The sequence below is a fragment of the Rhizobium sp. CIAT894 genome, from assembly GCF_000172795.2.
In the GTDB taxonomy this organism is placed as follows: Bacteria; Pseudomonadota; Alphaproteobacteria; order Rhizobiales; family Rhizobiaceae; genus Rhizobium.
Genome location: NZ_CP020948.1, coordinates 80,388 through 102,847, shown reverse-complemented (window position 1 = coordinate 102,847; position 22,460 = coordinate 80,388). Strand labels below are relative to the sequence as shown.

Below are 22,460 nucleotides of genomic sequence, written 5' to 3'. Positions count from 1 at the left end.
CGATATCCCCGAATGCGAAAGCTCGTATCGATCGTACCTGCCGTCGACCGTGCTTGCTTTGACCGATATCAAGCAGAAATGCCACGATATCGCAACGCCGCAGGATGTGGTCCTCTGTTCAGGATGAGCTTCGGGGCGGAACGTCGCAGTTGACGGCATGGCCATCGGCAATAGCTTTAGTGGCATGTCGTCCATCATCGAGGTTCACATGCCGAATATCGCAATTATCGGAGCGGGCGCGATGGGAAGCGCCGTCGCCAAACGGCTGATCGACCATCGCGCCACGGTGCTGACTTATCTCGAGGGCAGGAGCCAGCCGACGATTGCGCGGGCAAAGGCGGCCGGCATGGTGCCGGCCGGCCGCCAGGATCTGGCGAAGGCCGAGCTGATCCTGTCGATCGTTCCGCCGGCGGAAGCGCTCAAGGTCGCCGAATTCGTCGCAGAGGTGTCGTCGGGGCAATCGGCGCCCGCGCCCTTCATCGATCTCAACGCCATTGCGCCGAAAACCATGCAGGCGCTGGCGGCACGGTTCGCAGGCACCGGCGTGGAGGTGCTCGATGGCGCCATCATCGGTGGCCCGCCGGTTGCCGGAAGATCAGGTCCGACCGTCTATGTCAGCGGCGATGGTGCGGAGCGAAGCAGGTTGCTCGAAGATTACGGCTTGCGGGTCCGCAGGCTCGACGGGCCGCTCGGCGCGGCTTCGGCGTTGAAAATGTGTTATGCCGGCATCAACAAGGGATTTATCGGCCTCGGCGCTGCGATGCTGCTTGCCGCATCGCGCTCGGGTGCTGCCGAAAACCTGAAGGCCGAACTCGCCGAAAGCCTCCCCGATGTCGACCGCAAGCTGTCGAAATCCATTCCCGACATGTATCCGAAAGCCTATCGCTGGGTCGCCGAAATGCAGGAGATCGCCGATTTCCTCGGAGAGAACGATCCGGCGGCAACGATCTTCCGGGGCATGGCGGGTGTTTTCTCCACGCTGGCGGAGGATGTGGAGGGCAGCCGCGCACTCGTCGCACAGTTGGACGGCATCCTCGCGCCTCGTGAAACCGGCGCCTGACCCCAAGCGCATTGCCACCGGCACCCCCCACGGAGGCGCCGGCAGCTGGCATGCGGCCGGTCCAACCGACGCCTATATCTTCGCGAAATCCTCGACCTGCGCTCTGATCGCGACCTCGGTCGGCAGCCGCTCCATCGAGCTTGCGCCGTAAAAACCGTTGCAGCCCTTGCAGCGGGCGAGCACATAGGCCGCATCCGCGGGCATGGCGATCGGCCCGCCGTGGCAAAGCACGATAACGTCGTTGCGCACCGATCTTGCGGCATCCGACCACGCGTTGATCTTTTCCACGCAGCCGTCGAGCGTCAGCGCCATTTCGGCGCCGATCGAGCCCCCGGTGGTCAGGCCTAGATGGCAGACGACGATGTCAGCGCCGGCCTTGGTCATGGCCACGGCGTCGTCGCTGCTGAAGACGTAAGGGGTCGTCAGCATGTCCTTGGCGCGTGCGCGGGCGATGAGGTCGATTTCCAGATCGAAGCCCATGCCGGTCTCTTCGAGATTAGCGCGGAAGGTGCCGTCGATCAGGCCGACGGTGGGAAAGTTCTGGATGCCGGCAAAACCCATTGCCTTCAGCTCGTCGAGGAAGTGATCGGGGAGCATGAAGGGATCGGTGCCGTTGACGCCGGCCAGCACCGGCGTGTGGCGCACGACCGGCAGCACTTCGCGGCCCATCTCCTTGACGATCTCATTGGCATTGCCATAGGCGAGCAGGCCGGCCAGCGAGCCTCGCCCGGCCATGCGGTAGCGCCCGGAATTGTAAATCACGATCAGGTCGATGCCGCCGGCCTCCTCGCTCTTGGCGGAAAGGCCGGTGCCGGCGCCGCCGCCGATGATCGGCCGGCCCTCGGCAATCTTGCGGCGAAGCTTGTTGAGAATGTCGTTTCTGTCGATACGGGTCAAAATTCCCTCCTTGAAGCATGGATGTCATGGAAGTTGGCGACGAGTGCGGCGGCGAATTCCGGGCTGTTGATATGGGCGTCTATCTCGACGAGGCGCCTGTTCGGCGCATCGCGCCAGCCGTCGCGGATGGCGGCAAACAGCGCCGCGTCGGCTTGCGGATCGTGGAACGGCTGACCAACGGCGTCGATCGCCGAAACGCCCTGGAGCGGCAGCAGGAAACGGACCGGGCCTTGCATGTGATTGAGCCGTTCGACGATGAAGGCGCCGATCCTGGCGTTTTCCTCCGGCGTGGTGCGCATCAGCGTCACCTGTGCATTGTGGACGTGAAGCCTACGATCGCGGAAAGGCGCCGGCACGGTTTCCCGCGCGCCGAAATTCACCATGTCGACGGCGCCGACCGAACCGACATAGGGCAGGCCGGTACGGATGATGGCGCCGAAGCGATCCTCGGTGGCCGGAAAGACGCCACCGACGAGTAGGTCGGGAACCTCCGTCGTCGTCACATCGATCACCCCCTGCAGCAGGCCGGAATCGGCAAGTTTCTCCATCGACTGGCCGCCGACGCCTGTGGCATGGAAGACGTAGATTTCATGCGTCTTGCCGAGCTGCTCGCGAACCTGCGTGACGCAGGAAGTAGTGACGCCGAACATGGTCATGCCGATGCCCGGCCGGTCGTTCGTCGACGCGGGAATGGGGTTGCGGGCCATGCCAGCCACCGCGTTCGCCGCATTGCCGATCACCTTGCGCGAGATCGCGTTCAAGCCGGCAACGTCGACGACCGAATACATCATGGTCAGATCGTTCGGCCCGACATAGGGCGCGACATTGCCTGAGGCGACCGTCGAGACCATCAGTTTCGGCAGGCCGATCGGAAGCGAGCGCATCGCCTCCGTCACCAGCGCGGTATTGCCGGTTCCGCCGAGGCCGAGAACGGCGCCGATGTCATCCCGCGATCTGAGGAATGCCGTCAACGCCTTGGCCATGGCCGAGACCGCCGTTCCCCGATCGGTCTGCCCGAGCACGGCCGCCGCACCTTCGGGATGAAATTCGGCGACTTCGCGTGCCCGGATATCGGCCTCGGCACCTTCCCCAAGAGTGCCGACATCAACCAGCACGGCATCGGCGCCGACCGCACGAACCACCTCCCTGGCGTAATTCAGTTCCGCTCCCTTGGTGTCGCAAGTGCCGACGACATAGACCTTTCCCATTGGTTTTCCTCCTCTTTTTGAACTTTTCTGTTGCTTTCGATAAAATTTCCGATTTTGTATTTTCCATATTGTATATTATTTAGTATATTGCATACTTAAATCACAAACGCCAGACGGAAATGGAGACCATGAACGCACCGCGCCACCTCACCCTTCGCGAGCGGATCTACGAGGAAATCGTTCGCCTGATAGTCTCCGGCGAGCTGCCGAGCGGCGTCTCGATCGATGAAAAGGAACTGACGGAACGCCTGCAGGTCAGCCGCACGCCGTTCCGCGAGGCGATCGGCACGCTTGCCAAGGAAGGGCTGATCGAGATCAAGCCTTATCGCGGCTTCTTCGTGCGCAGCTTCACGCCGAAGGAGATCGACGACCTCTACAATCTGCGCAAGACGCTCGAATGCTTCGCCGTCGAGCTCGCCGTTCCGCAGATGAGCGACCGGCACATTTCAGGTTTCGAACGCATCCTGGACGAGGCGGTGGCGGCGCTGCGCCGCGGTGACATGGAAACCTATGGCATTCGCGACAAGGAATTTCACGAGACCATCGCCGAGCTGTCGGGAAGCGCGCCACTGATCGAAACGCTGGCGCGGCTCGCGCTGCAGATCCAGATCTGCCGCTCGATCGCCAATGAGAGCCGCGATCTCGCCGAAAGGGCGGCCGAGGAGCGCGATCAGATCCTGCAGGCTTTCCGGTCGCGCGACATTGCCCGCGCCAAGGCGCTGATGCACGCGCATATCAGCGACGTCCAGCAGGCCGTCATGGCGCGCTTTCAGAAGGGTTAGCCGGATGAAGTGAAGGAGAGGGAGGTCTCCTTTTCAACAGTCAAAAAACGTGGCCGAGGAGAGGCCCGGAGGAGGGAGCAATGCTGAAATTTCTTGCCCGCACAACGGCGCTGGCGGCGATGATCGCCGTAAGCTTGCCGGCGCATGCCGAAACCCTGAAGATGTGGGGTCCGGAGCAAATCACCGAACCGCTGGTCGCGCAGCTGTGGAACGGCATCAAGGCCGATTTCGAAAAGGCCAATCCCGGTGTAACGGTTGAATTCATGCCGCCGACCGGGACGATCAGCAACGGCGCGGTGCAGGCGGCGATCCAATCGGATGCCGGTCCTGACGTGATCCTCACCAACTCCGGCATCGGCCGCATCAGCGTCGTCAAGAACGCCAAGCAGGTCATGCCGCTCACCGAGCAATATGAAAAGCGCGGCTGGAAGGATGAGATCTATCCCTGGCTCTACACCGAGCTGAAGGGCCAGTTCGGCGGCGAAATCTATGAGGTTCCCGACGGCCTCGATGCGCTTGGTATCTGGTATCACAAGGATATTTTCGCGCAGGCCGGCTGGAAGATCCCGGCGAGCTGGAGCGAATTCGAAACGCTGATGAAGTCGATCGAAGAGACCGGCCTGCAGCCGATCGCCATCGGTCCGCGCACCACCGGCAGCGCCGGCCATCTCTTCGGCAACCTGCTGCAATCGGCAAGCGGCAAGGAGGCGATCGGCAAGGCGCTGCGCCGCGAGATCGCCTGGGACGATCCATCGGTCGCAGCCGGCGCCATCCGGCTGCAGAAGCTGGTCGAGGCGGGCTACATCAAGAAAGAGATGGCGGGCCTCGATCTCGATGGCGCCTCGCGCCTCTGGTTCAACAAACGCGCGGCCATGTTCGTTGCCGGCCCCTGGTTCACCGCCAATGCCCGCAAGGCAGGCTATGACCTCGCCAATGCCGGCTATGCGCCCATGCCCTCCGACATCAAGGGTGCTGATATCCCAACTGGCGGCGTCGGTTGGAGCTGGCTCGTGCCGGTCAACTCAAAGCAGCCGGAGCTTGCGATGAAGTGGATCGACTTCATGCTGTCTGATGCCGTGATGAAGAAACGCGCGCAGGATCCGGCAAGCACGATGATCTACCCGCGTGAAATCCCCGGTGTCGAACCGCCGACCCCCGTCCTGAAGGACATCTTCGCTGCCGCCGCCGGCGGCGTCGGTTACAATCCGAGCGTCTATCTGCCAGGCCCCGTGCTCGACACCTACTTCCAGGTCATCCAGGGCCTGATCTCTGGCCAGATCGGCGGCGAGGACGGCATGAAGCAGATCCAGGCGAAGATGGCAGAGGCGAAATAGTGGTCATTCCAGAAACGCCCGGAAGCAAGGTCATGGCTCCTCTCAGGGATGCGCCTGCCGTGCCAGGACATACGGGCGGCAACCCCGCCCGTATGTCCAGACCACGAATGGCCGGGTCGATCTCAACCGATGGCGATGCCGGTACCGCATTCTGGTTGATGGCGCCGGCGCTCGCCCTTTATGCCGTCTTCACCCTGCTACCGATCGCCGCCACGTTCTGGCTGAGCTTCAACAGTTCCGCCGGCTTCAATACATCAGCAAGCTTCGTCGGCGTCGATAATTACGCCAAAGCGGCGCAGGATCCGATCGTCTGGAAGGGTCTCGTCCATACCTTCGTCTGGCTGGCCTATCATGTGGTGATGGCCGGCGGGCTCGGCCTGCTGCTGGCGCTTGCCGTCAGCAGGCTGAGAGTGACGCAAGTCTTCTTCCGCACCGCCTTCTTCCTGCCGCATCTGGTGTCGCTCGCCGTCGTCGGCGTCATCTGGGCCAATATCTACGATCCGTTTTTTGGCCTGCTGAACACCGGCCTGACGCGGATCGGGCTCGGCGCCTTCACGCAAGGCTGGCTTTCCGACCCCGCTTTGGTGCTGTTCTCCGTCAATGTCGCAAGCTCGTGGCAGGGTTTCGGCCTTTACATGCTGCTCTTCATCGCCGGCCTGCAGAATATCGACCACTCGCTTTACGATGCGGCTGAGGTGGACGGCGCCAACGCCTTCCAGAAGCTGATCTATGTCACCCTGCCGGGGCTTCGCGAGGTGACGACCTTCGTCGTTTCGCTGGCGATGATCAACGGCCTGAAGGGCTTCGCCACCGTCTTCGTCATGACCAATGGCGGCCCGTTCTATCAGAGCGAGCTGATCACCACCTACATCTACCGGCTTGCCTTCCAGTCCCAGGATCACGGTCTTGCTGCGGTGCTCTGCATCCTGCTCAGCCTACTTGCGATCGCCATCACCATCGTCTTCAACCGCTGGCGCGCGAGGCTTTCCCGATGAGTGTGCGCAATCGCGAATGGCCGGTGGCGCTGGCGCTGACCCCTGTTCTGATCCTGATCCTCGCCCCCTTTGTCTGGCTCTTAATTTCGAGTTTCAAGACTGAGGCCGAGATCGGCCGGGCCGACCCCTTCACCTGGCCCGCCGACCTGATGTGGCGGAACTATCTGGACGCCTGGCAGATCGGCGGCTTCGGCGACCTCGTCGGTAACAGCCTCATCAACCTCATCGGTGTCGTCGCCCTGTCGCTCGTCACCTGCGCGCCGGCCGGTTATGCCCTTGCCAAGATCCGTTTTCCCGGCCGGGAATGGCTGTTCTATGCCTTCATCCTCGGGCTGACCGTGCCGGTCCAGGCGATCGTCATCCCGCTCTACCAGGTGCTTTTCGGATTGAACCTCGTCAACACGCTTGCTGGTATCGTGCTGGTGCAGGTCAGCAACGGCATTCCCTTCGGCATATTCCTGATGCGGAGCTTCTTCATCGGCGTGCCGGATGATCTGATCGAGGCCGCCAAGATCGACGGCGCTTCGCATGTCCAGATCCTCACCAAGGTCTTTCTGCCGATCTCCACGCCGGCGGTGCAGGCGCTCGTCATCATCAGCGCGCTCTCCACCTGGAACGATTTCTTCCTGCCGCTGATCGTGCTGATCAGCCCTGAGGTCCAAACGCTGCCGCTGGGGCTCGTCCGTTTCGCCAGCACCTATGCCTCGGATTACCGCCTGGTCTTCTCAGGGACCGTCATTTCGTTCCTGCCGATCATTCTTCTCTACATCCTGATGCAGCGCCGTTTCACCGAGGGGCTGACGCAGGGAGCAATCAAGGGCTGACCATGTCGCACCACGTACAGCGGGAAATCCGCTACAATTTCGAATTCGACCATCGCATCAAGGCCTGCTTCATCGGCGCCGGCGGCCATGCCTATCGCAATGTCTATCCGGCGCTGCGTTATGCGCCGGTCGAGCTTGCCGGCATCTGCGATCTCGATCTCGGCCGCGCCGAAAAATTCGCCAAGCTTTTCGGCGCCGGCAAAGCCTATACCGATCACCGCGAGATGCTGGAGCAGGAAAAGCCGGAGCTGGTCTTTCTCGTCACCGCCTATCATCCAGACGGCCGGGTGCAGGCGACCGATCTGGCGCTCGACACGCTGGCAGCCGGCGCGCATGTCTGGATGGAAAAGCCCACGGCGGCAAGCATCGACGATATCGAACAACTGCAGGCGGCAAGTACGGCGGCCGGCCGCATGGTGATGACCGGCCTCAAGAAGACCTTCTTCCCCACGATCGAGAAGCTCAAGGATTTGATCGGCTCGCCCGGCTTCGGCAGGCTGACCTCGATCAACGTCCGCTATCCCCAGAGTCTGCCGAAGCCTGAAGAGCGCGTCGATCTCGTCAGGATGCAGAGCTTCCTCGACCACATCTATCATCCCGGCGCGATCCTCAATTTTCTCGGCGGAGAAATCGAACGCGCAGGCTACGAATGGGAAGCGCTGACGGGAGCCACCGTCACCAGCCTGCGCTTCCGCTCCGGCGCGATCGGCACGCTGCACCTTGCCGCCGGCCAATCCGGCGGTAGCATCTTCGAGCGGGTGGAGATCATCGGCGAAGGCGCCAATGCCATCGTCGAAAACGGCAGCCGGCTGACCTACTTCCGCAAGGCGGACCTGCCCTCTTACGGCCGCGCCGCAAGCTTCATCCAGCCGGACGAGAATGCCGCGCTCATCTACGAGCCGGAGCATTCGCTCGGCCAGCTCTACAACAACAATCTCTTCTATCTCGGCTATGTGCCCGAGATCCTGCATCTGACGGATGCGATCCTTTCCGGCACATCGATAACCCGGGGCACGCTCGAAATCGCCCGCGAGATCATGAAGCTCTTCGAATTTTACCGACGCACGGATGCCGGCGTCACCACCAATCTCTGACGGGGAGGGACCGCCTTGAGCGAGACCGATATTATTTTCAGGAAAGCCGGCGGCGAATTCATGCCGACTACATGGGGCGAACTCAACTGGAAGATCACCGGCGAGGGCACGCCCGGCGCCGAGATGACCTTCGGCACCTGCCGCATCAATCCCGGTGAGCGCAACCAGCTGCACTCGCATCCCGATTGCGAGGAGATCCTTTACGTCGTTTCCGGCCTTTGCGAACACAAGCTCGGCGACGCCCTTTACCGGCTCGAAGCCGGCGACGCCATCCGCATTCCCCGCAATGTCCGCCATTGGGCGCGCGCACTCGGCACCGAACCGCTCTTCGCCCTGATCATGTTTTCCTCCGGCACCCGGACGGCGGTCAATCATGAAGGCGAAGGCGCGGCCTGAGCGCAACCTGAGGAAAATATCATGGCGTCGATCGCGCTTCACAACATCCGCAAATCCTACGGCACGCTGCCCGTCATCCACGGCGTCGATGTCGACATCGAAGATGGTGAGTTCATCGTGCTCGTCGGCCCCTCCGGCTGCGGCAAGTCCACGCTCCTACGCATGATTGCCGGCCTGGAGACAATCTCGGAGGGCCAGCTTTCGATCGACGGCCGCATGGTCAACGGCCTGCCGTCAAAGGAGCGGGACATTGCCATGGTGTTCCAGAGCTACGCGCTCTATCCGCATCTGACGGTCGCCGAGAATATGGGATTTTCGCTGAAGCTGCGCGGCACGGCCAAGGAGGAGATCGGCCGCCGCGTGCAGTCCGCCGCCAAGATCCTGGCGTTGGAACCCTATCTCGACCGCCATCCGCGTCATCTCTCGGGCGGCCAGCGCCAGCGCGTCGCCATGGGCCGTGCGATTGTGCGTGATCCGAAGGTGTTCCTCTTCGACGAGCCGCTTTCCAATCTCGACGCCAAGCTGCGTGTGGCGATGCGCGCCGAAATCAAGGAGCTCCACCAGCGGCTGAAGATCACCACCGTCTATGTCACCCATGACCAGACCGAGGCGATGACCATGGCCGACCGCATCGTCGTGATGCGCGACGGCATCGTCAAGCAGATCGGAACGCCGTTGGAGATCTATGATCGCCCGGCAACCACCTTCGTCGCCGGCTTCATCGGCATGCCGGCGATGAACCTGCTCAAGGGCCGCATCCAGGCCGATGCGCCTTCGATCTTCCGCACGGACAGCGGCGTCGCCATGCCGCTGTCGCTGCGCCCCGGCGCAGCCGATCCCGGCGAGGAACTCATCTACGGCATCAGGCCTGAACAATTCGCCATCGCCGAGGAGGGGACACCGGCCAAGATCGTCGTCGTCGAGCCGACCGGGGCCGAGACCCAGGTTGTCGCCCGGATCGGCGAAGAAAACGTCAATATGCTGTTTCGCGAGCGCATGGCGATAAAGCCCGGCGACACGATCCGCTTCACCTTGCGGGCGGCCGGCGAACATCTGTTTTCGGCCGCGACGGGCAGGCGCCTTCCTGAAACGAATGTCTGAGGCCGTCGTTTCCCGCCGGTTGATGTTTTCGCTAGGCTGGCGGGCGATGTCGAGGCAGCCGCGTGCTCACCGGGCAACTGGACGCGATTGTTGCACGGCCGGAAAGCGGCGACTGACCGCAATAGTCAAGCAATCCCCGCAACAGCCTTACAAGTGCTTGGCTACATCCATTCTTTGATGAAGGATGCGTACAACGATGATCTGGCCCGCATCATTACTTTTGAAATACAGAAAATGCGAGCCAACGGAGACCTTTCTGTACCCTTTCCGAATGTCTGAGGGACGGCTCATCCGTGTTCCCTCCGCCAGTTCGTGACAGGCGTCTCTTATGTCCTGAATGTAACGCTCTGCCTGATCGACATTCCAACTCGTCGCTGTGTAATCCCAAATCTTGTCAATATCGGTTTGCGCGGCGGGGGAAAATATGATGCCTGTCATTTCGCCTCGAACGTCGCCCGTTTGCGAGCGTTGAACGCATCGAAATCGAAGGGTGTGGCAGGGCCGGATTCTTCGCCTTCTATCAAGGCGTCCTGTAATGCCTTCACTTTGGCTTCGTGTTCTTCAAGTAGGCGAAGGCCAGCCCGAACGACGTCAGTGGCTGAACCATAGCGGCCAGCCTGAACTTGCGTGTCGATGAAGCTGACGAAATGGTCGCTGAGCGATATGGACGTATTTCTAGCCATGCTGAATCTCCTTTAGGCCCAATATACCAATTTTTGGTACATAACAAAGCCCAGTCTTCACGACGTGAATCTGATCCCTGGCCGGCTCTGACGATTGTGTGAAGCCGTCCCGACAGCTCTGACAAACCGCATCGCCTCTGCTATGTCAGGAAAAATGCGGCACCCGACCGGGCGCCGTGCTCTATCCGACCAATCCCAGGAGTTTTGAAAGATGAGCGGTTCTGCCGACTATACACCCCCGAAGGTCTGGACCTGGAACAAGGCGAACGGCGGCCAATTCGCCAGCATCAACCGCCCGATCGCAGGGCCGACGCATGACAAGGAGCTTCCGATCGGCCACCATCCGCTGCAGCTCTATTCGCTCGGCACGCCGAACGGCCAGAAGGTCACCATCATGCTAGAAGAGCTGCTGGCGCTCGGTCATAGCGGCGCGGAATATGACGCCTGGTTGATCAAAATCGGCGATGGCGACCAGTTCGGCAGCGGCTTCGTTGCCGTCAATCCCAACTCGAAAATCCCGGCGCTGATGGACCGCAGCGGTCCGAAGCCGATCCGTGTCTTCGAGTCCGGCGCCATCCTGACCTATCTCGCCGAAAAGTTCGGCGCCTTCCTGCCGACCGAACCGGCCGAACGCGCCGAATGCCTCTCCTGGCTGTTCTGGCAGATGGGAAGCGCACCCTATCTCGGCGGCGGCTTCGGCCATTTCTACGCTTACGCGCCTGTCAAAATCGAATATGCGATCGACCGCTTCGCCATGGAGGTGAAACGTCAGCTCGACGTGCTCGATCGTCGCCTTGCTGAAAGCGAGTATCTGGCAGGCAGCCAATATACGATCGCCGACATCGCTGTCTGGCCGTGGTATGGCGGCCTGGTGAAGGGCTGGACCTACGGAGCGGCCGAGTTCCTGCAGGTCGAGGACTATAAGAACGTGCTGCGCTGGGCCGACGCTGTCCACAGCCGGCCAGCCGTGCAACGCGGACGGATGGTCAACCGCCTCTCCGGCGAGCCGTCGAGCCAGCTGCATGAACGTCACGACGCCAGCGACTTCGAAACGAGAACGCAGGACAAGCTGGCGGCTGCCGAGTAAGCGAGCATCCGCGACTTGTCCGCAGCAAAATCAGGCTCCGCCGCCCTTACGGCGACGGAGCACTTACGAACTGCCGGAACTCAGTTCTTCACCGTGTCTTCCAGGAAGAAGCGGCCGAGCGGGTTCTGGTAGAAGTTCTCGATATTCTTGCGCGAGACGTTGATATAGGGGCTGTAATAGAGGTCGATCCAGTTGACGTCGTCCTTGGCCATCTTCTGCAGGTCGACATACATCTCTTCGCGCTTTTTCGGATCGAGTTCGAGACGCGCCTTGGCGACCAATTCCTTCACCGCCTCGTTCTTGTAGTTGGTCGCATAATTGTTGTTGGAATCGTGGCCGAGCACGAAGGTGGTCTTCTGGTCCGGATCGAGAATGTCGTTGGTCCAGTAGTTCACCGACACGTCGTAATCGCCGGCAACGATCATGTCCCATTCCTGGCTCGGATCGACCTTCTGCAGATTGGCGGTGATGCCGGCCTTCTGCAGCTGCTGCTGGACCAGCACGGCCGTCTGCTCGTCGACTTCGTCGCCGGCGCGGACCAGGTAGTTCAGCGTCAGGTCGGAGGCACCGGCGGCGGCCAGCAGCTCCTTTGCCTTCGCCGGATCATAAGGCCGCTGCAGATTATCGGCGTAATAGTACAGCGCACCCTTCGGAATATAGGAATTGGCGACCGTGCCCTGGCCGAAGGTGACGGTATCGACGATCGCCTTCTTGTCGATCGCCAGATCCAGCGCCTGGCGGACTTCCTTCTTGGCGAGCGCGCCATGCGCGTGGTTGATCAGCAGATGATCCTCGCGCGTCGAGGCGTCGATATCGACATTGAGGTTCGGATCCTTCTTCAGCTCCTCGACGCGGGAGAAGGGCACGAAAATCGCCGTATCGAGCGCGCCGGCCTGAACGTTCAGCATGCGGGTATTGTCGTCGGGCACCGAGATCCACTCGACGCCGTCGAGCTTGACGCGATCGGCCTGCCAGAAGTTCGGGTTCTTCTTCAGGATGACACGATCGCCGCGCCGCCATTCGTCGACCGTGAAGGCGCCGGATGCGATCGGTTTTTCGCCATAGGCGTCTGCGCCAAGCGTTTCCATGCCTTTTTTGGAGATGACGGAGGCATTCGGCAGCGCCAGCGTCGAAAGGAACGGCGCGGATGGGTTCTTGAGTTTGATCGTCAGCGTGTGCGCATCGGTCGCCACCGCCGTGTCGATCACCTTGTAGGAATCGCTCCAAAGCGAGGCGGCGTCATCGCGGATGCGCAGCAGGCTGTAGGCCGCGTCTTCCGCCGTCAGCGGCGAACCGTCGGAGAATTTCGCGTCGCGGATCTTGAATGTGTAGGTCAGCCCGTCATCCGATGTGGTCCAGCTTTCGGCAAGGCCCGGCTCCAGTTTCGTGCCTGTCTTGTCGACGCGGATCAGCACGTCGTAGACGTTGGAGAACACCCAGTTGTCGATGTTCTGGGCAGTCTTGATCGGATCGAACGTCGTCGAATCCTCGCGGCGGCCGATGGTGAGCACGCCGGCCGCCTCGGCATAGCTTGCACTGAGCGTCAGGCCGGCGAGCAAGGCTGCGAGCCCGATTGATTTCCACCTGTTTGTCATGAATTCGTTCCCTTTGTGGTTATGGCACGCGTTTGATGGGCTGGATCGGCATCGATTGCGGATTGTCGCCGATGCCCTGCAGCAGCGGCTTGTCAGGATCGATGTCGGGAATGGCGGCGATCAGCGCCGCCGTATAGGCATGTTTCGGCCGCGCGAAGACCTCTTCGGAGCGGCCTTGCTCGACGATCTCGCCGCGATACATCACCACGACGCGTTCGCAGAGATTGCGGACGATCGCCAGATCGTGAGCGATGAAGATCAGCGTGAGGTTCATCTTCGCCGTCAGTTCGCGAAAGAGTTCGATGATCTGCGCCTGAATGGTGACGTCGAGGGCTGCGACGCATTCGTCGGCGATGATCAGCTTCGGATCGACGGCGAGCGCGCGGGCGATGCCGGCCCGCTGGCACTGGCCGCCGCTCATGCTGCGCGGTTTGCGGCCGGCAAATTCGCGTTCGAGACCGACGAGATCGAGCAGCGCGTCGATGCGCGCCGGAATATCGGCCTTGGCGACTTTGCCCTGTACCTTCAGCACCTCGGCCAGCATCTGGCCGATCGTCAGCCGTGGATTGAGCGCATTATAAGGGTCTTGGAACACCATCGCCGTTTCGCGCCTGAGCTTTGCAAGACCCGCGCTTTTCTGCAGCGTAAGATCGACGCCGTCGAAGGTGACGTGACCCGAGGAAAGCGGCGTGAGGCCGAGCACGGCGCGGGCAAGCGTGCTCTTGCCGCTGCCGGATTCGCCGACGATGCCGACCGTCTCGCCCGGCATGATCTGCAGGCTGACGCCGGCAACGGCGCTGACCGTCTTGCCGCCACCCTTGAGCAGACTGCCGCCGGCCCTGAAGCGCACATGCAGGTCGTCGATTTCGAGCAATGGCTTCGCCGGCTGGCCCGCCTCGGCATGTTCGAGCGGCGGTGCGGCTATCTCGCCCGGCAGGGAAGGGTGGCTGTTGATCAGGTTGATCGTATAGGGATGCTGCGGCCGCGCCAGGATTGCCCGCTTCGGCCCCTCTTCGATGAGCTTGCCGCCGCGCAGCACCGCGATGCGGTCGCAGGTCTGGGCGACGATGCCGAGATCGTGGGTGATCAGAAGGATCGACAGGCCGCGCTGGTCACGAATATCGATCAACAGCCGCAGGATCTGCGCCTGGATGGTCACGTCGAGTGCCGTGGTCGGCTCGTCGGCGATCAGGATTTTCGGATTGCAGGAAAGGGCCACACCGATCATCGCCCGCTGCCGCATGCCGCCGGAAAATTCGTGCGGATAGCCGTCATACTGACGCTTCGGATCGGGAAAGCCGACCTGCGCCAGGATGTCCGTCGCTGCCGCGCGGGCCTCGCGAGCACCGAGCCTCTGATGATAGCGGATGCCCTCGGCGATCTGGTCGCCGATGCACATCACCGGATCGAGATGGCTGGTGGGGTTCTGGAAGATCATGCCGATCTCGCCGCCGCGTACTTTCAGCATCTCGCCATCGTCGACCCGCATGAGGTCGAGCCCTTCGAGAAGTACGCTACCGCTTTCGATCTTCAGCAGCGAGGAGGGCAGCAGGCGCACCAGAGAACGGCAGAACAGGCTCTTGCCCGAGCCGCTTTCGCCGACGAGACCGAGGATCTCGCCCTTGCCGAGGTCAAGCGAGATCGCATCGATGAGCGTGCGCGGGCCGGAATCGACATACGCCTTGACTGTGAGATCGCGGACGGAGAGCACGGAGCCGCTCATTCATGCACCCCGAGCAATTCGCCGAGCGCATCGCCCAGCATGCTGAAGCCGAAGGCCAGGCAGACGATGGAGAGGCCGGGAAACAGCGTGATCCACCAGGCTGTGGTGATGAAGCTCTGGCCCTCGGCGACCATGACGCCCCATTCGGCGATCGGCGGCTGAACGCCGAGGCCGAGATAGCTGACGGCAGCACCGCTGAGCAGCACCAGCGTCGCATCGGACATGGAAAAGACGATCGAGCCGGCAATCGCGTTCGGCAACAAATGCCGGAACATGATGCGCCTGCGGCTGAAGCCGAGGCTGACGGCGGCAACCGCGTAATCGCTGCCCTTGAGCACCAGCATCTGCGCCCGGATCAACCGCGCATAGGAAACCCAGCCGACCAGCGCCATGGCGATATAGAAGCTGCCGAGTCCCGGGCCGAGGATTGCGATGATCGACAGCATCAGCACCAGGAAGGGAAAAGCGAGAATGATATCGACGAGGCGCATGAACAGCGCATCGACGATGCCGCCGAAGAAGCCGGCAATGGTGCCGACCGTCGTTCCGATCAGGAAGGGGAAGATGACGCCGATCAGCGCCATCTGCAGGTCGAGACGCGCACCCCAGATGACGCGGGAGAGAATATCGCGGCCGAAATTGTCGGTGCCGAAGGGATGCAGCAACGAAGGCGCCTGCAGGCGCACCTCGGCATTCTGCATGATCGGCTCGTAGGGCGCGATAACGGGCGCACCGATCGCCAGCAGGACGAAGAACAGCAGCAGGCCGGCACTGAGCGCAAGCATCAGCCGCCGGCCGAAGAACCGGCGCCAGCCTGGAGATGCGGGGACGATCGCCTCGATGCTCATAGCTTCACCCTCGGATCGACGACGACGGTGACGATGTCGGCGATGAAGTTGATGAGCACGGTGGCGCAGGCAAAGACCATGGCGACGCCCTGGACCACCATATAGTCGCGCGAGAAGATCGCCCTGACGAGCAGCTGCCCCATGCCTGGCAGCGCAAAGACGGTCTCGACCACCACCGTGCCGCCGATCAGCCAGCCGATGTTGACGGCAAGCAGGTTGATCGTCGGCACCAGGGAATTCGGCAATACGTGCCGCCAGAAGACGATGCTTTCGGGCATGCCGCGCGCGCGGGCCGCAGTCGCGACATCCGATTTCAGCGCTTCGATCATCGCCGCCCGCAGGCTGCGCGTCAGCACGGTCGAGAGCGACAGCGCCACCGTCAGGCTCGGCAGCACGAGATGCGCGAGTTTTTCGCCGAGTGTGGCGCCATAGCCGGAAACCGGCAGCACGCCGAGTTCGACGCTGAACAGGATAATCAGCATCAGCCCCAGCCAGAAGGGCGGGAAGCCGATGCCGAAGGTCGAGACGATGCGCACCGCATGATCCGGCGCCCGGCCGGCATTGCGCGCAGCGATCGCCGCCATCGGCACCGCGATCAGCACCGACAGCACGACACTCGCGGCGACGAGAGCAAGCGTCGGCTCGATGCGGGTGACGATCAGCTTCAGCACATCGATCTTGTAGAGGATCGACTTGCCCATCTCGCCATTGGCGAGGTTTTTGAGGAAATAGACATATTGCACCCACATCGGCTGATCGAGGCCGTATTGGGCGCGGATGCTGGCAAGGGCAGCTGGTGTGGCGCGCGTGCCGAGGATGTTGCGCGCCGGATCGCCGGGGATCAACCGGACCAGAATGAAGGTGATGACGCTGATGCCGAAGACGACCGGCAGGAATTGCAGCGGCCGTGTCAGAACGAATTTATAGCGATGCATGACGGCGATCGCCCCTCTGTTCTCGTCGGCTTCGCTCCGCTTTGTCCTGCATCAGTGTGCCTTGTTCCGGGCGAGAAAATCGAGAAGCGCGGGATAATAATCCTGCGGGTTTTCATAGAACGGCATGTGGCTGGCATTGGCAAATACCTTGAGCTCGGCATTCGGCAGCGCAAGCTTCATCCTGAGCGCGCAGGCCGGCGTCAGCTCGTCATGCTCTCCGGTGGTGATGAGCACCGGCAGCGTCAGCCGCGGAAGATCGGGAATGCGGTTCCAGTCCTTGAGGTTGCCGATGTAGAGAAACTCGTTCGGTCCCTGCATCGTCGCGTAGGGCGCCATGTTCCAGTCGTCGAGCGAGCGGCGCACCGGCGCCGGCCATTCCGGCAGACGGCAGACATGGCGGTAGTTGAGGATGGTGACAGCGGCGAGATATTCCGGGTGATCGTAGGTGCCTTGCGCCTCGTGCTTCTGCATCATCGAGACGGTTTCGGGACCGAGCGCTGCGCGCAGCCGTTCCAGTTCCGAGATCAGATGCGGCATGTCGGCGACCGTATCCTCGAGGATCAGCGTCTCGAGGTTTTCGGGATAGGTCAGCGCGTAATCGATCGCCAGCCATCCGCCCCAGGAATGACCGAGCATGTGGACCTTGCCGAGCCCCAGCGCCTTGCGCACCGTCTCGGTCTCCTCGACATAGCGGCCGATTGTCCAGAGCGAGAGATCGTCCGGCCGGTCGGAGGCGCCGGTGCCGAGCTGGTCGAAGGCGACGACGCGGTAGCCCTTGTCGACCAGGCAGGAATGGGCCTCGCGCAGGTAGTCGCAAGGCAGACCCGGTCCGCCGTTCAGGCAGAAGACCGTCTCGTCGCCGGTGCCGAAGCTATAGGCAACGACGCGGTAGCCATCGGCATCGATCTCGAATCGCGCGTCCGGCTGCATTTCACGCCACATTGATTGCTCCAGCAGAAAATATCCCTTGCTCAATATTTGGGCGTGGTTAATTTTTTACCGTAAATCGCGTTCCGTGCCAGCTATAAGAAGTGATAGGGTGGGGCGCCACGCCGAACCGGGAGCCGCCCATGCTTGACGACATCGGAACGATCAGGCGCCAGTTTACGGCGCATGAGACGCTGGACGGCCGGATCGACCAGGCCTTCGAGGCGATGAAGCAGATCGGCTTCGAGGCGCTGATCTACGACTATACGCCGGTGCCCTACGACCTCGACGGCGCGATCATGATCCCGTCGCTGCTGAAGCTCCGGAACATCTCCGACGACATGCACGACTACTGGTTCAATCACGGCTATTTCCGTATCGATCCGGTGCAGCAGGTGGCGCTGCGCAGCACGGCGCCGTTCTTCTGGAATTACGACACCGATGCCGACACGCTGATCAAGCGCTTCATGAGCGACGATACGGCCCCCGTGGCGCGCTACCTCAACGAACGCGACATGTCGACCGGCGTCACGGTGCCGGTCCATATGCCGCGCGGCGACTATGCGACGGTCACCGGCATCCGCTTCGGCCGGAATGACGATTTCGAACGGTATGCGCTGCGTTATATTGCCGACTTCAACCTGCTCGCCCATGTCTTCCACGAGACGGCTTATTCGCTTTTCGACAAGACGGCGAAGAGTGTCGGCACGGTGCGCCTGACCGAGCGCGAACGTGAGTGCCTGCGCCATTCGGCGGAAGGTTATTCCGCCAAGGAAATCTCCCGTATCATCGGCCGTTCGGTGCCGACCGTCGTCATGCACCTGAACGCCGCGGCAAAGAAACTCGGCGCCCGCAACCGCACCCAGGCCGTGGTGCGCGCCACCCATTACCGCCTGCTCGAAGACCGCCCGAGCCATGCCTGGCCACCCTATAACTTGTGATAGCTGCCTTCGCCGCTGCCGCCGCGTTATTGGTTTTCGAGATGCCAAGAGATGGAGACGCCGGTGGCCGAAATCGTGACCAACGAAGCCTATTTGCCCTTTCGCGACTATCGCACCTGGTATCGCATTACCGGTTCGCTGACGAGCGGCAAGCTGCCCCTCGTCGTCGCCCATGGCGGGCCCGGCTGCACGCATGACTATGTCGACTCCTTCAAGGATATCGCCGCGCTCGACGGCCGCCCGGTCATCCATTACGACCAGCTCGGCAACGGCAATTCCACCCGGCTTCCGGAAAAGGGGCCGGATTTCTGGACGGTCGGCCTGTTTCTCGAAGAGCTGGACGCGCTGCTTGCCCATCTCGGCATTCAGAATCGTTATGCCTTCCTCGGCCAGTCCTGGGGCGGCATGCTCGGCGCCGAACATGCGGTGCGCCGGCCGCCGGGCCTGAAGGCGCTTGTCATCGCCAACTCGCCGGCCAACATGCACACCTGGGTTTCGGAGGCGAACCGGCTGCGGCAGGAACTGCCGAAGGACGTGCAGGACACGCTGCTGAAGCATGAGCTGGCAGGAAGCCTGACCGACCCCGACTATATCGCCGCGTCACGCGTCTTTTATGACCGCCACGTCTGCCGCGTGGCGCCGTGGCCGGCTGAAGTGGCGCGGACCTTCGCGATCATGGACGAGGACAATACCGTTTACCGCAACATGAACGGCCCGACCGAATTTCACGTCATCGGCACGATGAAGGACTGGACGATCGAGAACAGGCTCGACCGCATCGAAGCCCCGACGCTGCTGATCTCGGGAAAATACGACGAGGCGACGCCCCTGGTGGTCAGGCCCTACCTCGAACGGGTTCCCGGCTGCGAATGGGTACTGTTCGAAAATTCCAGCCACATGCCGCATGTGGAGGAAAAGCCGCTTTGCCTGGCGACCGTTTCCACTTTCCTGTCACGGCACGATTGAGAACGCGCGCCGGCCCATGACGATCATCGATCGCCAGCGCAGCATCGAGTGTCTCGGTGACAACGGTATCGCCGTCGGCAATGCGCAAAGCCGGCGGAAGGGAGCCGATGACATTGTGAAAGCTCGTGGGAATGAAGCGGTGAGTGGTCATGAGATACGGCTCTCGCTCGTTTCGAATGTCATGAGCCTGCGGCTGAACTGCCCGGCGGAGAGAGTTCGAGACTAGATCCGAGATTATCTGCGAAGCCAATATCCGCCGCCACTCCAGATATACCGACGTCGATGCCGTCGTTGGAAACAATTCAAACAATTGATTTTTGTCAGTAAGAGCGGAAGCCGGCAGCCCTTGCATCCGGCTCGCCCGAGACGCGAACCGGCTTGTCCAGATTGCGGACGAGGTAAATGCCGGAAATCCGTCCTTCGAGATCAGGATCAACGGCCACAAGGCTCTCCATTTCTTTGCGGCCAGTCATGGCAGTTGGTGGATGGTCACGTTCGGAACAACCTGCCGCGCAATCTCGCAGAGATGCAGTGATGGGTGAGGTAGATGACCTGTCCGACCTTTGCCATGTCGCCGAGCAGACGGAAAACCTCTTCGGAACGAGATTGTCGAAGCTTTCCATAATGTCGTCGGCGACGAAGGGCACGGGCGGGCGAAGGGCTGCGAATTCCTCATAGCCCGCCAGCCGAAGCGCGAGATAGAGCTGGAATTGCATGCCCGTCGACATCGCGTCCGCAAGCTTCGAGCCGCTATTACGTGATACGCCGATCAGGATTTCCCTGTCGCGGTCGGCCTGGGTCGTCAGGCCGGAATAGTTGCCGCCGATGATCGATGATTCGGCGCTTGGCTTCGACCCGGGCCACCGCATCGTCCCCGCCGACGGCCTCGAGCTTCTGCTTCGCGAGCAACACGTCGGAATAGAGAAGCTTCGCCCGCTCAGTCAGATCCTCGATCCGGGCGCCAAGCCCCATCGCATCGCGCTCGACGGCATCGGCATCGACATCGGCCAGACGTCGTTCGGCCTCGGCAAAACTCGGCGCGCGTAATGCCTCGGTGATCTGGCCACGCTGCATGGCGGCCGCCCTCCAGCCGGTCCCGGTCCCCGGGGCTAGTCTATAGTCTAAGTCTAGTCAGCCTGGGAACAGGTTAAGCCGTGATGTTCGCACCAGGCTCCATTCCGTAATAGGGCCCAACTCCGGACGGCGTCATGAAAAACGAAAAGATCTATGTAACGAAGCCCAGCCTGCCGCCGCTCGAAGAATTCATTCCTTCGCTGGAAGCGATCTGGAACAATCGCATCCTGACCAATGGCGGGCCATTCCACGAGCAACTGGAGCAGGAGCTCTGCAGCCATCTCGGCGTGAAGCACATCAGCCTGTTTTCGAACGCCACCGTTGCGCTGCTGACGGCGCTTCAGGCGCTCCGCGTCACGGGCGAAGTCATTACCACGCCCTATTCCTTCGTGGCCACTTCGCATTCGCTTCTCTGGAACGGCTTAAAACCCGTTTTCGTCGACATCGACCCGGTGACGCTCAATCTCGATCCAGCGAAGATCGAGGCGGCGATCACGCAGCAGACGACGGCGATCATGCCGGTGCATTGCTACGGCCACCCTTGCGACGTTGATTCGATCCAAAAGATCGCCGATCTCTACAATCTCAAGGTCATCTATGACGCCGCCCATGCCTTTGGCGTGGAAGACGAACGAGGAAGCATTCTCAATCACGGTGACCTTTCCATCCTGAGCTTCCACGCGACGAAGGTCTTCAACACATTCGAAGGCGGGGCCATCATCTGCCCTGATGTCAAGACGAAGACCCGAATCGACCAGCTGAAGAACTTCGGTTACGTCGATGAAGTGACCGTGGTGGCGCCAGGCACGAACGGCAAGATGAGCGAATTCAATGCTGCGCTCGGGCTGTTGCAGCTGAAGTACATCAACTTCGCCCTTGAAAGGCGTGGGCTCATCGACGCCGCATACCGCGAGCGTCTGCGCGGCGTCGCCGGCATAGAATGCCTGCAACGTTCCGGCGAGACCGTCTCCAACTTCTCTTATTTCCCGATCCTCGTACGCCCTGGCTATCCCATATCGCGCGATGAGCTCTATGAGCTTCTGAAGGAAAACGGCATTCATCCGCGCCGTTATTTCTATCCGCTGATCTCAAGCTTTTCGATGTACCGCAGCCTGCCTTCCGCGCAGCCTGCGAATCTGCCGGTCGCAACCGAAGCCGCTCTGCAGGTGCTCTGCCTTCCCATCTATCCCGACATGGAAATGGAGGTCGTCGACAAGGTCTGCGCGATCATTGCTTCTTAGGGGTAGATGAAATGAAACTGGCTATTATGCAGCCGTATTTCTTTCCTTACATTGGCTACTTTCAGCTGATCAGTGCGGTCGATAAATTCATCGTCTACGACAATATCAAATACACAAAAAAGGGTTGGATTAACCGAAACCGCATGTTGCGCGACGGCCGGGACGCCACATTCTCTCTGCCGCTGAAGGCCGCGCCGGATAGTTTGGACGTGTGCGAACGCAGCCTGTCGCCAGACTTCGACCGCAACAAGCTGCTGAACCAACTTCAAGGCGCTTATCGACGCGCGCCATTTTTTGCCAATGCTTTCCCTGTGCTCGAGCAGGCGATAGGCTTCTCGGACAACAATCTTTTTTCCTATATTTTCAACTCAATCAGGGAAATCTGCGGCTACCTTGCAATCGGGACAGACTTCGCCGTCTCCTCTGAAATAGCGATAAATCACGATCTCAAGTCCCAGGAAAAGGTTTTGGCGCTTTGCGACAAAGCGGGCGCGAAGGTCTATGTGAATGCGATAGGGGGTATGGAACTTTACTCTCAAGATGCGTTTGCTACGCGTGGTATAGAACTGAAATTCATCAAGCCGAAGCACGTGGAATATTATCAGTTCGGCGCTGATTTCGTGCCCTGGCTGTCGATTGTGGATGTCATCATGTTCAACTCGGTGGAAGAGATTCAGAAGAATATCCTCGGTGAGTATGAGCTCATTCAACCTTAGATGCGGACGAGTGGTTCCTTTCGGCGGTCTGCT

23 protein-coding genes and 2 pseudogenes are annotated in these 22,460 nt (G+C 61.2%); 13 read left to right on the top strand and 12 right to left on the bottom strand.

All coding sequences use genetic code 11. From position 1 onward, the window contains the following. Positions 1–208 precede the first annotated feature (208 nt). Entirely contained in the window at positions 209–1,060 is an 852-nt protein-coding gene (locus tag RHEC894_RS22180) for an NAD(P)-dependent oxidoreductase (protein WP_089152735.1), read from the top strand. 72 nt (positions 1,061–1,132) lie between these two features. Here the strand turns inward: RHEC894_RS22180 and RHEC894_RS22175 are convergent, their stop codons facing one another. Both RHEC894_RS22175 and RHEC894_RS22170 read right to left on the bottom strand, forming a co-directional pair. Beyond that, positions 1,133–1,957, bottom strand: coding sequence for a phosphoenolpyruvate hydrolase family protein (locus tag RHEC894_RS22175; protein ID WP_085739169.1), 825 nt, complete (start codon positions 1,955–1,957; stop codon positions 1,133–1,135). Further along, on the bottom strand, positions 1,954–3,165 hold the full coding sequence (locus RHEC894_RS22170) for a Tm-1-like ATP-binding domain-containing protein (protein ID WP_085739168.1): 1,212 nt from the start codon (positions 3,163–3,165) through the stop codon (positions 1,954–1,956). The genes RHEC894_RS22175 and RHEC894_RS22170 overlap by 4 nt, the downstream gene beginning before the upstream one ends. A 128-nt stretch (positions 3,166–3,293) precedes the next feature. Between RHEC894_RS22170 and RHEC894_RS22165 the strand changes: the two genes are divergently transcribed. From RHEC894_RS22165 to ugpC, 7 genes are all read left to right on the top strand, one after another. Then, positions 3,294–3,947, top strand: a complete 654-nt coding sequence (locus tag RHEC894_RS22165; protein ID WP_085739167.1) for a GntR family transcriptional regulator — start codon at positions 3,294–3,296, stop codon at positions 3,945–3,947. Between the two features lie 80 nt (positions 3,948–4,027). Then, on the top strand, positions 4,028–5,281 hold the full coding sequence (locus tag RHEC894_RS22160) for an extracellular solute-binding protein (RefSeq protein WP_085739166.1): 1,254 nt from the start codon (positions 4,028–4,030) through the stop codon (positions 5,279–5,281). A gap of 32 nt (positions 5,282–5,313) precedes the next feature. Then, complete coding sequence (locus tag RHEC894_RS22155; protein WP_245339531.1) at positions 5,314–6,276, top strand: sugar ABC transporter permease; 963 nt, start codon at positions 5,314–5,316, stop codon at positions 6,274–6,276. Continuing rightward, positions 6,273–7,100 (top strand): carbohydrate ABC transporter permease, encoded by an 828-nt coding sequence (locus tag RHEC894_RS22150; RefSeq protein ID WP_085739164.1) that lies wholly within the window; start codon positions 6,273–6,275, stop codon positions 7,098–7,100. Before RHEC894_RS22155 ends, RHEC894_RS22150 begins: the two co-directional genes overlap by 4 nt. A gap of 2 nt (positions 7,101–7,102) precedes the next feature. After that, complete coding sequence (locus RHEC894_RS22145) at positions 7,103–8,194, top strand: Gfo/Idh/MocA family oxidoreductase (RefSeq protein WP_085739163.1); 1,092 nt, start codon at positions 7,103–7,105, stop codon at positions 8,192–8,194. Positions 8,195–8,209: 15 nt separating this feature from the next. Further along, positions 8,210–8,590: a cupin domain-containing protein gene (locus tag RHEC894_RS22140; RefSeq protein WP_085739162.1), complete on the top strand. Its 381-nt coding sequence runs from the start codon at positions 8,210–8,212 to the stop codon at positions 8,588–8,590. Positions 8,591–8,611: 21 nt separating this feature from the next. Continuing rightward, positions 8,612–9,691, top strand: a complete 1,080-nt coding sequence (gene ugpC, locus RHEC894_RS22135) for a sn-glycerol-3-phosphate ABC transporter ATP-binding protein UgpC (protein WP_085739161.1) — start codon at positions 8,612–8,614, stop codon at positions 9,689–9,691. A 147-nt stretch (positions 9,692–9,838) separates the two neighbouring features. On the opposite strand, the gene RHEC894_RS22130 is transcribed toward ugpC, so the two are convergent. Both RHEC894_RS22130 and RHEC894_RS22125 read right to left on the bottom strand, forming a co-directional pair. After that, positions 9,839–10,129 (bottom strand): type II toxin-antitoxin system RelE/ParE family toxin, encoded by a 291-nt coding sequence (locus tag RHEC894_RS22130; protein ID WP_010064973.1) that lies wholly within the window; start codon positions 10,127–10,129, stop codon positions 9,839–9,841. Further along, complete coding sequence (locus tag RHEC894_RS22125; protein ID WP_012559996.1) at positions 10,126–10,374, bottom strand: type II toxin-antitoxin system ParD family antitoxin; 249 nt, start codon at positions 10,372–10,374, stop codon at positions 10,126–10,128. The genes RHEC894_RS22130 and RHEC894_RS22125 overlap by 4 nt, the downstream gene beginning before the upstream one ends. Before the next feature lie 211 nt (positions 10,375–10,585). On the opposite strand from RHEC894_RS22125, the gene yghU reads away from it, so the two are divergent. Next, positions 10,586–11,461, top strand: coding sequence for a glutathione-dependent disulfide-bond oxidoreductase (yghU, locus tag RHEC894_RS22120; RefSeq protein WP_085739160.1), 876 nt, complete (start codon positions 10,586–10,588; stop codon positions 11,459–11,461). Between the two features lie 80 nt (positions 11,462–11,541). Here yghU and RHEC894_RS22115 read toward each other — a convergent pair whose 3' ends face one another. The 5 genes from RHEC894_RS22115 to RHEC894_RS22095 are packed head-to-tail and all read right to left on the bottom strand — an operon-like array spanning position 11,542 to position 17,504. Continuing rightward, positions 11,542–13,056 (bottom strand): ABC transporter substrate-binding protein, encoded by a 1,515-nt coding sequence (locus tag RHEC894_RS22115; protein ID WP_085739159.1) that lies wholly within the window; start codon positions 13,054–13,056, stop codon positions 11,542–11,544. A 19-nt stretch (positions 13,057–13,075) separates the two neighbouring features. Continuing rightward, entirely contained in the window at positions 13,076–14,779 is a 1,704-nt protein-coding gene (locus RHEC894_RS22110) for an ABC transporter ATP-binding protein (protein ID WP_085739158.1), read from the bottom strand. Then, positions 14,776–15,627: an ABC transporter permease gene (locus tag RHEC894_RS22105; protein ID WP_085739157.1), complete on the bottom strand. Its 852-nt coding sequence runs from the start codon at positions 15,625–15,627 to the stop codon at positions 14,776–14,778. Before RHEC894_RS22105 ends, RHEC894_RS22110 begins: the two co-directional genes overlap by 4 nt. Next, positions 15,624–16,562: an ABC transporter permease gene (locus RHEC894_RS22100; protein ID WP_085739156.1), complete on the bottom strand. Its 939-nt coding sequence runs from the start codon at positions 16,560–16,562 to the stop codon at positions 15,624–15,626. The genes RHEC894_RS22105 and RHEC894_RS22100 overlap by 4 nt, the downstream gene beginning before the upstream one ends. Positions 16,563–16,613: 51 nt before the next feature. Beyond that, positions 16,614–17,504, bottom strand: a complete 891-nt coding sequence (locus RHEC894_RS22095; RefSeq protein ID WP_085739155.1) for a proline iminopeptidase-family hydrolase — start codon at positions 17,502–17,504, stop codon at positions 16,614–16,616. A gap of 128 nt (positions 17,505–17,632) precedes the next feature. Here RHEC894_RS22095 and RHEC894_RS22090 point away from each other — a divergent pair, with 128 nt between their 5' ends. Both RHEC894_RS22090 and RHEC894_RS22085 read left to right on the top strand, forming a co-directional pair. Continuing rightward, the gene (locus tag RHEC894_RS22090; protein WP_010066171.1) at positions 17,633–18,430 is read left to right on the top strand and encodes a LuxR family transcriptional regulator; all 798 of its coding nucleotides are present in this window, start codon (positions 17,633–17,635) and stop codon (positions 18,428–18,430) included. A 63-nt stretch (positions 18,431–18,493) separates the two neighbouring features. Then, positions 18,494–19,396, top strand: coding sequence for a proline iminopeptidase-family hydrolase (locus RHEC894_RS22085; protein WP_206427936.1), 903 nt, complete (start codon positions 18,494–18,496; stop codon positions 19,394–19,396). A 40-nt stretch (positions 19,397–19,436) separates the two neighbouring features. Here RHEC894_RS22085 and RHEC894_RS33920 read toward each other — a convergent pair. The 3 genes and pseudogenes from RHEC894_RS33920 to RHEC894_RS22080 form a co-directional block, all read right to left on the bottom strand. Next, positions 19,437–19,547 (bottom strand): annotated as a pseudogene (locus RHEC894_RS33920) (acetamidase); the annotation flags it as partial. 169 nt (positions 19,548–19,716) lie between these two features. Further along, the gene (locus tag RHEC894_RS33800; RefSeq protein WP_281069166.1) at positions 19,717–19,839 is read right to left on the bottom strand and encodes a hypothetical protein; all 123 of its coding nucleotides are present in this window, start codon (positions 19,837–19,839) and stop codon (positions 19,717–19,719) included. A 26-nt stretch (positions 19,840–19,865) separates the two neighbouring features. After that, positions 19,866–20,498 (bottom strand): annotated as a pseudogene (locus tag RHEC894_RS22080) (hypothetical protein); the annotation flags it as partial. A 106-nt stretch (positions 20,499–20,604) separates the two neighbouring features. On the opposite strand from RHEC894_RS22080, the gene RHEC894_RS22075 reads away from it, so the two are divergent. Further along, the gene (locus tag RHEC894_RS22075) at positions 20,605–21,711 is read left to right on the top strand and encodes a DegT/DnrJ/EryC1/StrS family aminotransferase (RefSeq protein WP_085739153.1); all 1,107 of its coding nucleotides are present in this window, start codon (positions 20,605–20,607) and stop codon (positions 21,709–21,711) included. An 11-nt stretch (positions 21,712–21,722) separates the two neighbouring features. Continuing rightward, on the top strand, positions 21,723–22,427 hold the full coding sequence (locus tag RHEC894_RS22070) for a WbqC family protein (protein WP_085739152.1): 705 nt from the start codon (positions 21,723–21,725) through the stop codon (positions 22,425–22,427). Positions 22,428–22,460: the final 33 nt, after the last annotated feature.

Coding starts and splice junctions, on each gene's coding strand:
- RHEC894_RS22180 (WP_089152735.1), top strand. CDS start 209: ATGCCGAATATCGCAATTATCGGAGCGGGCGCGATGGGAAGCGCCGTC.
- RHEC894_RS22170 (WP_085739168.1), bottom strand. CDS start 3,165: ATGGGAAAGGTCTATGTCGTCGGCACTTGCGACACCAAGGGAGCGGAA.
- RHEC894_RS22165 (WP_085739167.1), top strand. CDS start 3,294: ATGAACGCACCGCGCCACCTCACCCTTCGCGAGCGGATCTACGAGGAA.
- RHEC894_RS22160 (WP_085739166.1), top strand. CDS start 4,028: ATGCTGAAATTTCTTGCCCGCACAACGGCGCTGGCGGCGATGATCGCC.
- RHEC894_RS22155 (WP_245339531.1), top strand. CDS start 5,314: ATGGCTCCTCTCAGGGATGCGCCTGCCGTGCCAGGACATACGGGCGGC.
- RHEC894_RS22150 (WP_085739164.1), top strand. CDS start 6,273: ATGAGTGTGCGCAATCGCGAATGGCCGGTGGCGCTGGCGCTGACCCCT.
- RHEC894_RS22145 (WP_085739163.1), top strand. CDS start 7,103: ATGTCGCACCACGTACAGCGGGAAATCCGCTACAATTTCGAATTCGAC.
- ugpC (WP_085739161.1), top strand. CDS start 8,612: ATGGCGTCGATCGCGCTTCACAACATCCGCAAATCCTACGGCACGCTG.
- RHEC894_RS22130 (WP_010064973.1), bottom strand. CDS start 10,129: ATGACAGGCATCATATTTTCCCCCGCCGCGCAAACCGATATTGACAAG.
- RHEC894_RS22125 (WP_012559996.1), bottom strand. CDS start 10,374: ATGGCTAGAAATACGTCCATATCGCTCAGCGACCATTTCGTCAGCTTC.
- yghU (WP_085739160.1), top strand. CDS start 10,586: ATGAGCGGTTCTGCCGACTATACACCCCCGAAGGTCTGGACCTGGAAC.
- RHEC894_RS22115 (WP_085739159.1), bottom strand. CDS start 13,056: ATGACAAACAGGTGGAAATCAATCGGGCTCGCAGCCTTGCTCGCCGGC.
- RHEC894_RS22110 (WP_085739158.1), bottom strand. CDS start 14,779: ATGAGCGGCTCCGTGCTCTCCGTCCGCGATCTCACAGTCAAGGCGTAT.
- RHEC894_RS22105 (WP_085739157.1), bottom strand. CDS start 15,627: ATGAGCATCGAGGCGATCGTCCCCGCATCTCCAGGCTGGCGCCGGTTC.
- RHEC894_RS22100 (WP_085739156.1), bottom strand. CDS start 16,562: ATGCATCGCTATAAATTCGTTCTGACACGGCCGCTGCAATTCCTGCCG.
- RHEC894_RS22095 (WP_085739155.1), bottom strand. CDS start 17,504: ATGTGGCGTGAAATGCAGCCGGACGCGCGATTCGAGATCGATGCCGAT.
- RHEC894_RS22090 (WP_010066171.1), top strand. CDS start 17,633: ATGCTTGACGACATCGGAACGATCAGGCGCCAGTTTACGGCGCATGAG.
- RHEC894_RS22075 (WP_085739153.1), top strand. CDS start 20,605: ATGAAAAACGAAAAGATCTATGTAACGAAGCCCAGCCTGCCGCCGCTC.
- RHEC894_RS22070 (WP_085739152.1), top strand. CDS start 21,723: ATGAAACTGGCTATTATGCAGCCGTATTTCTTTCCTTACATTGGCTAC.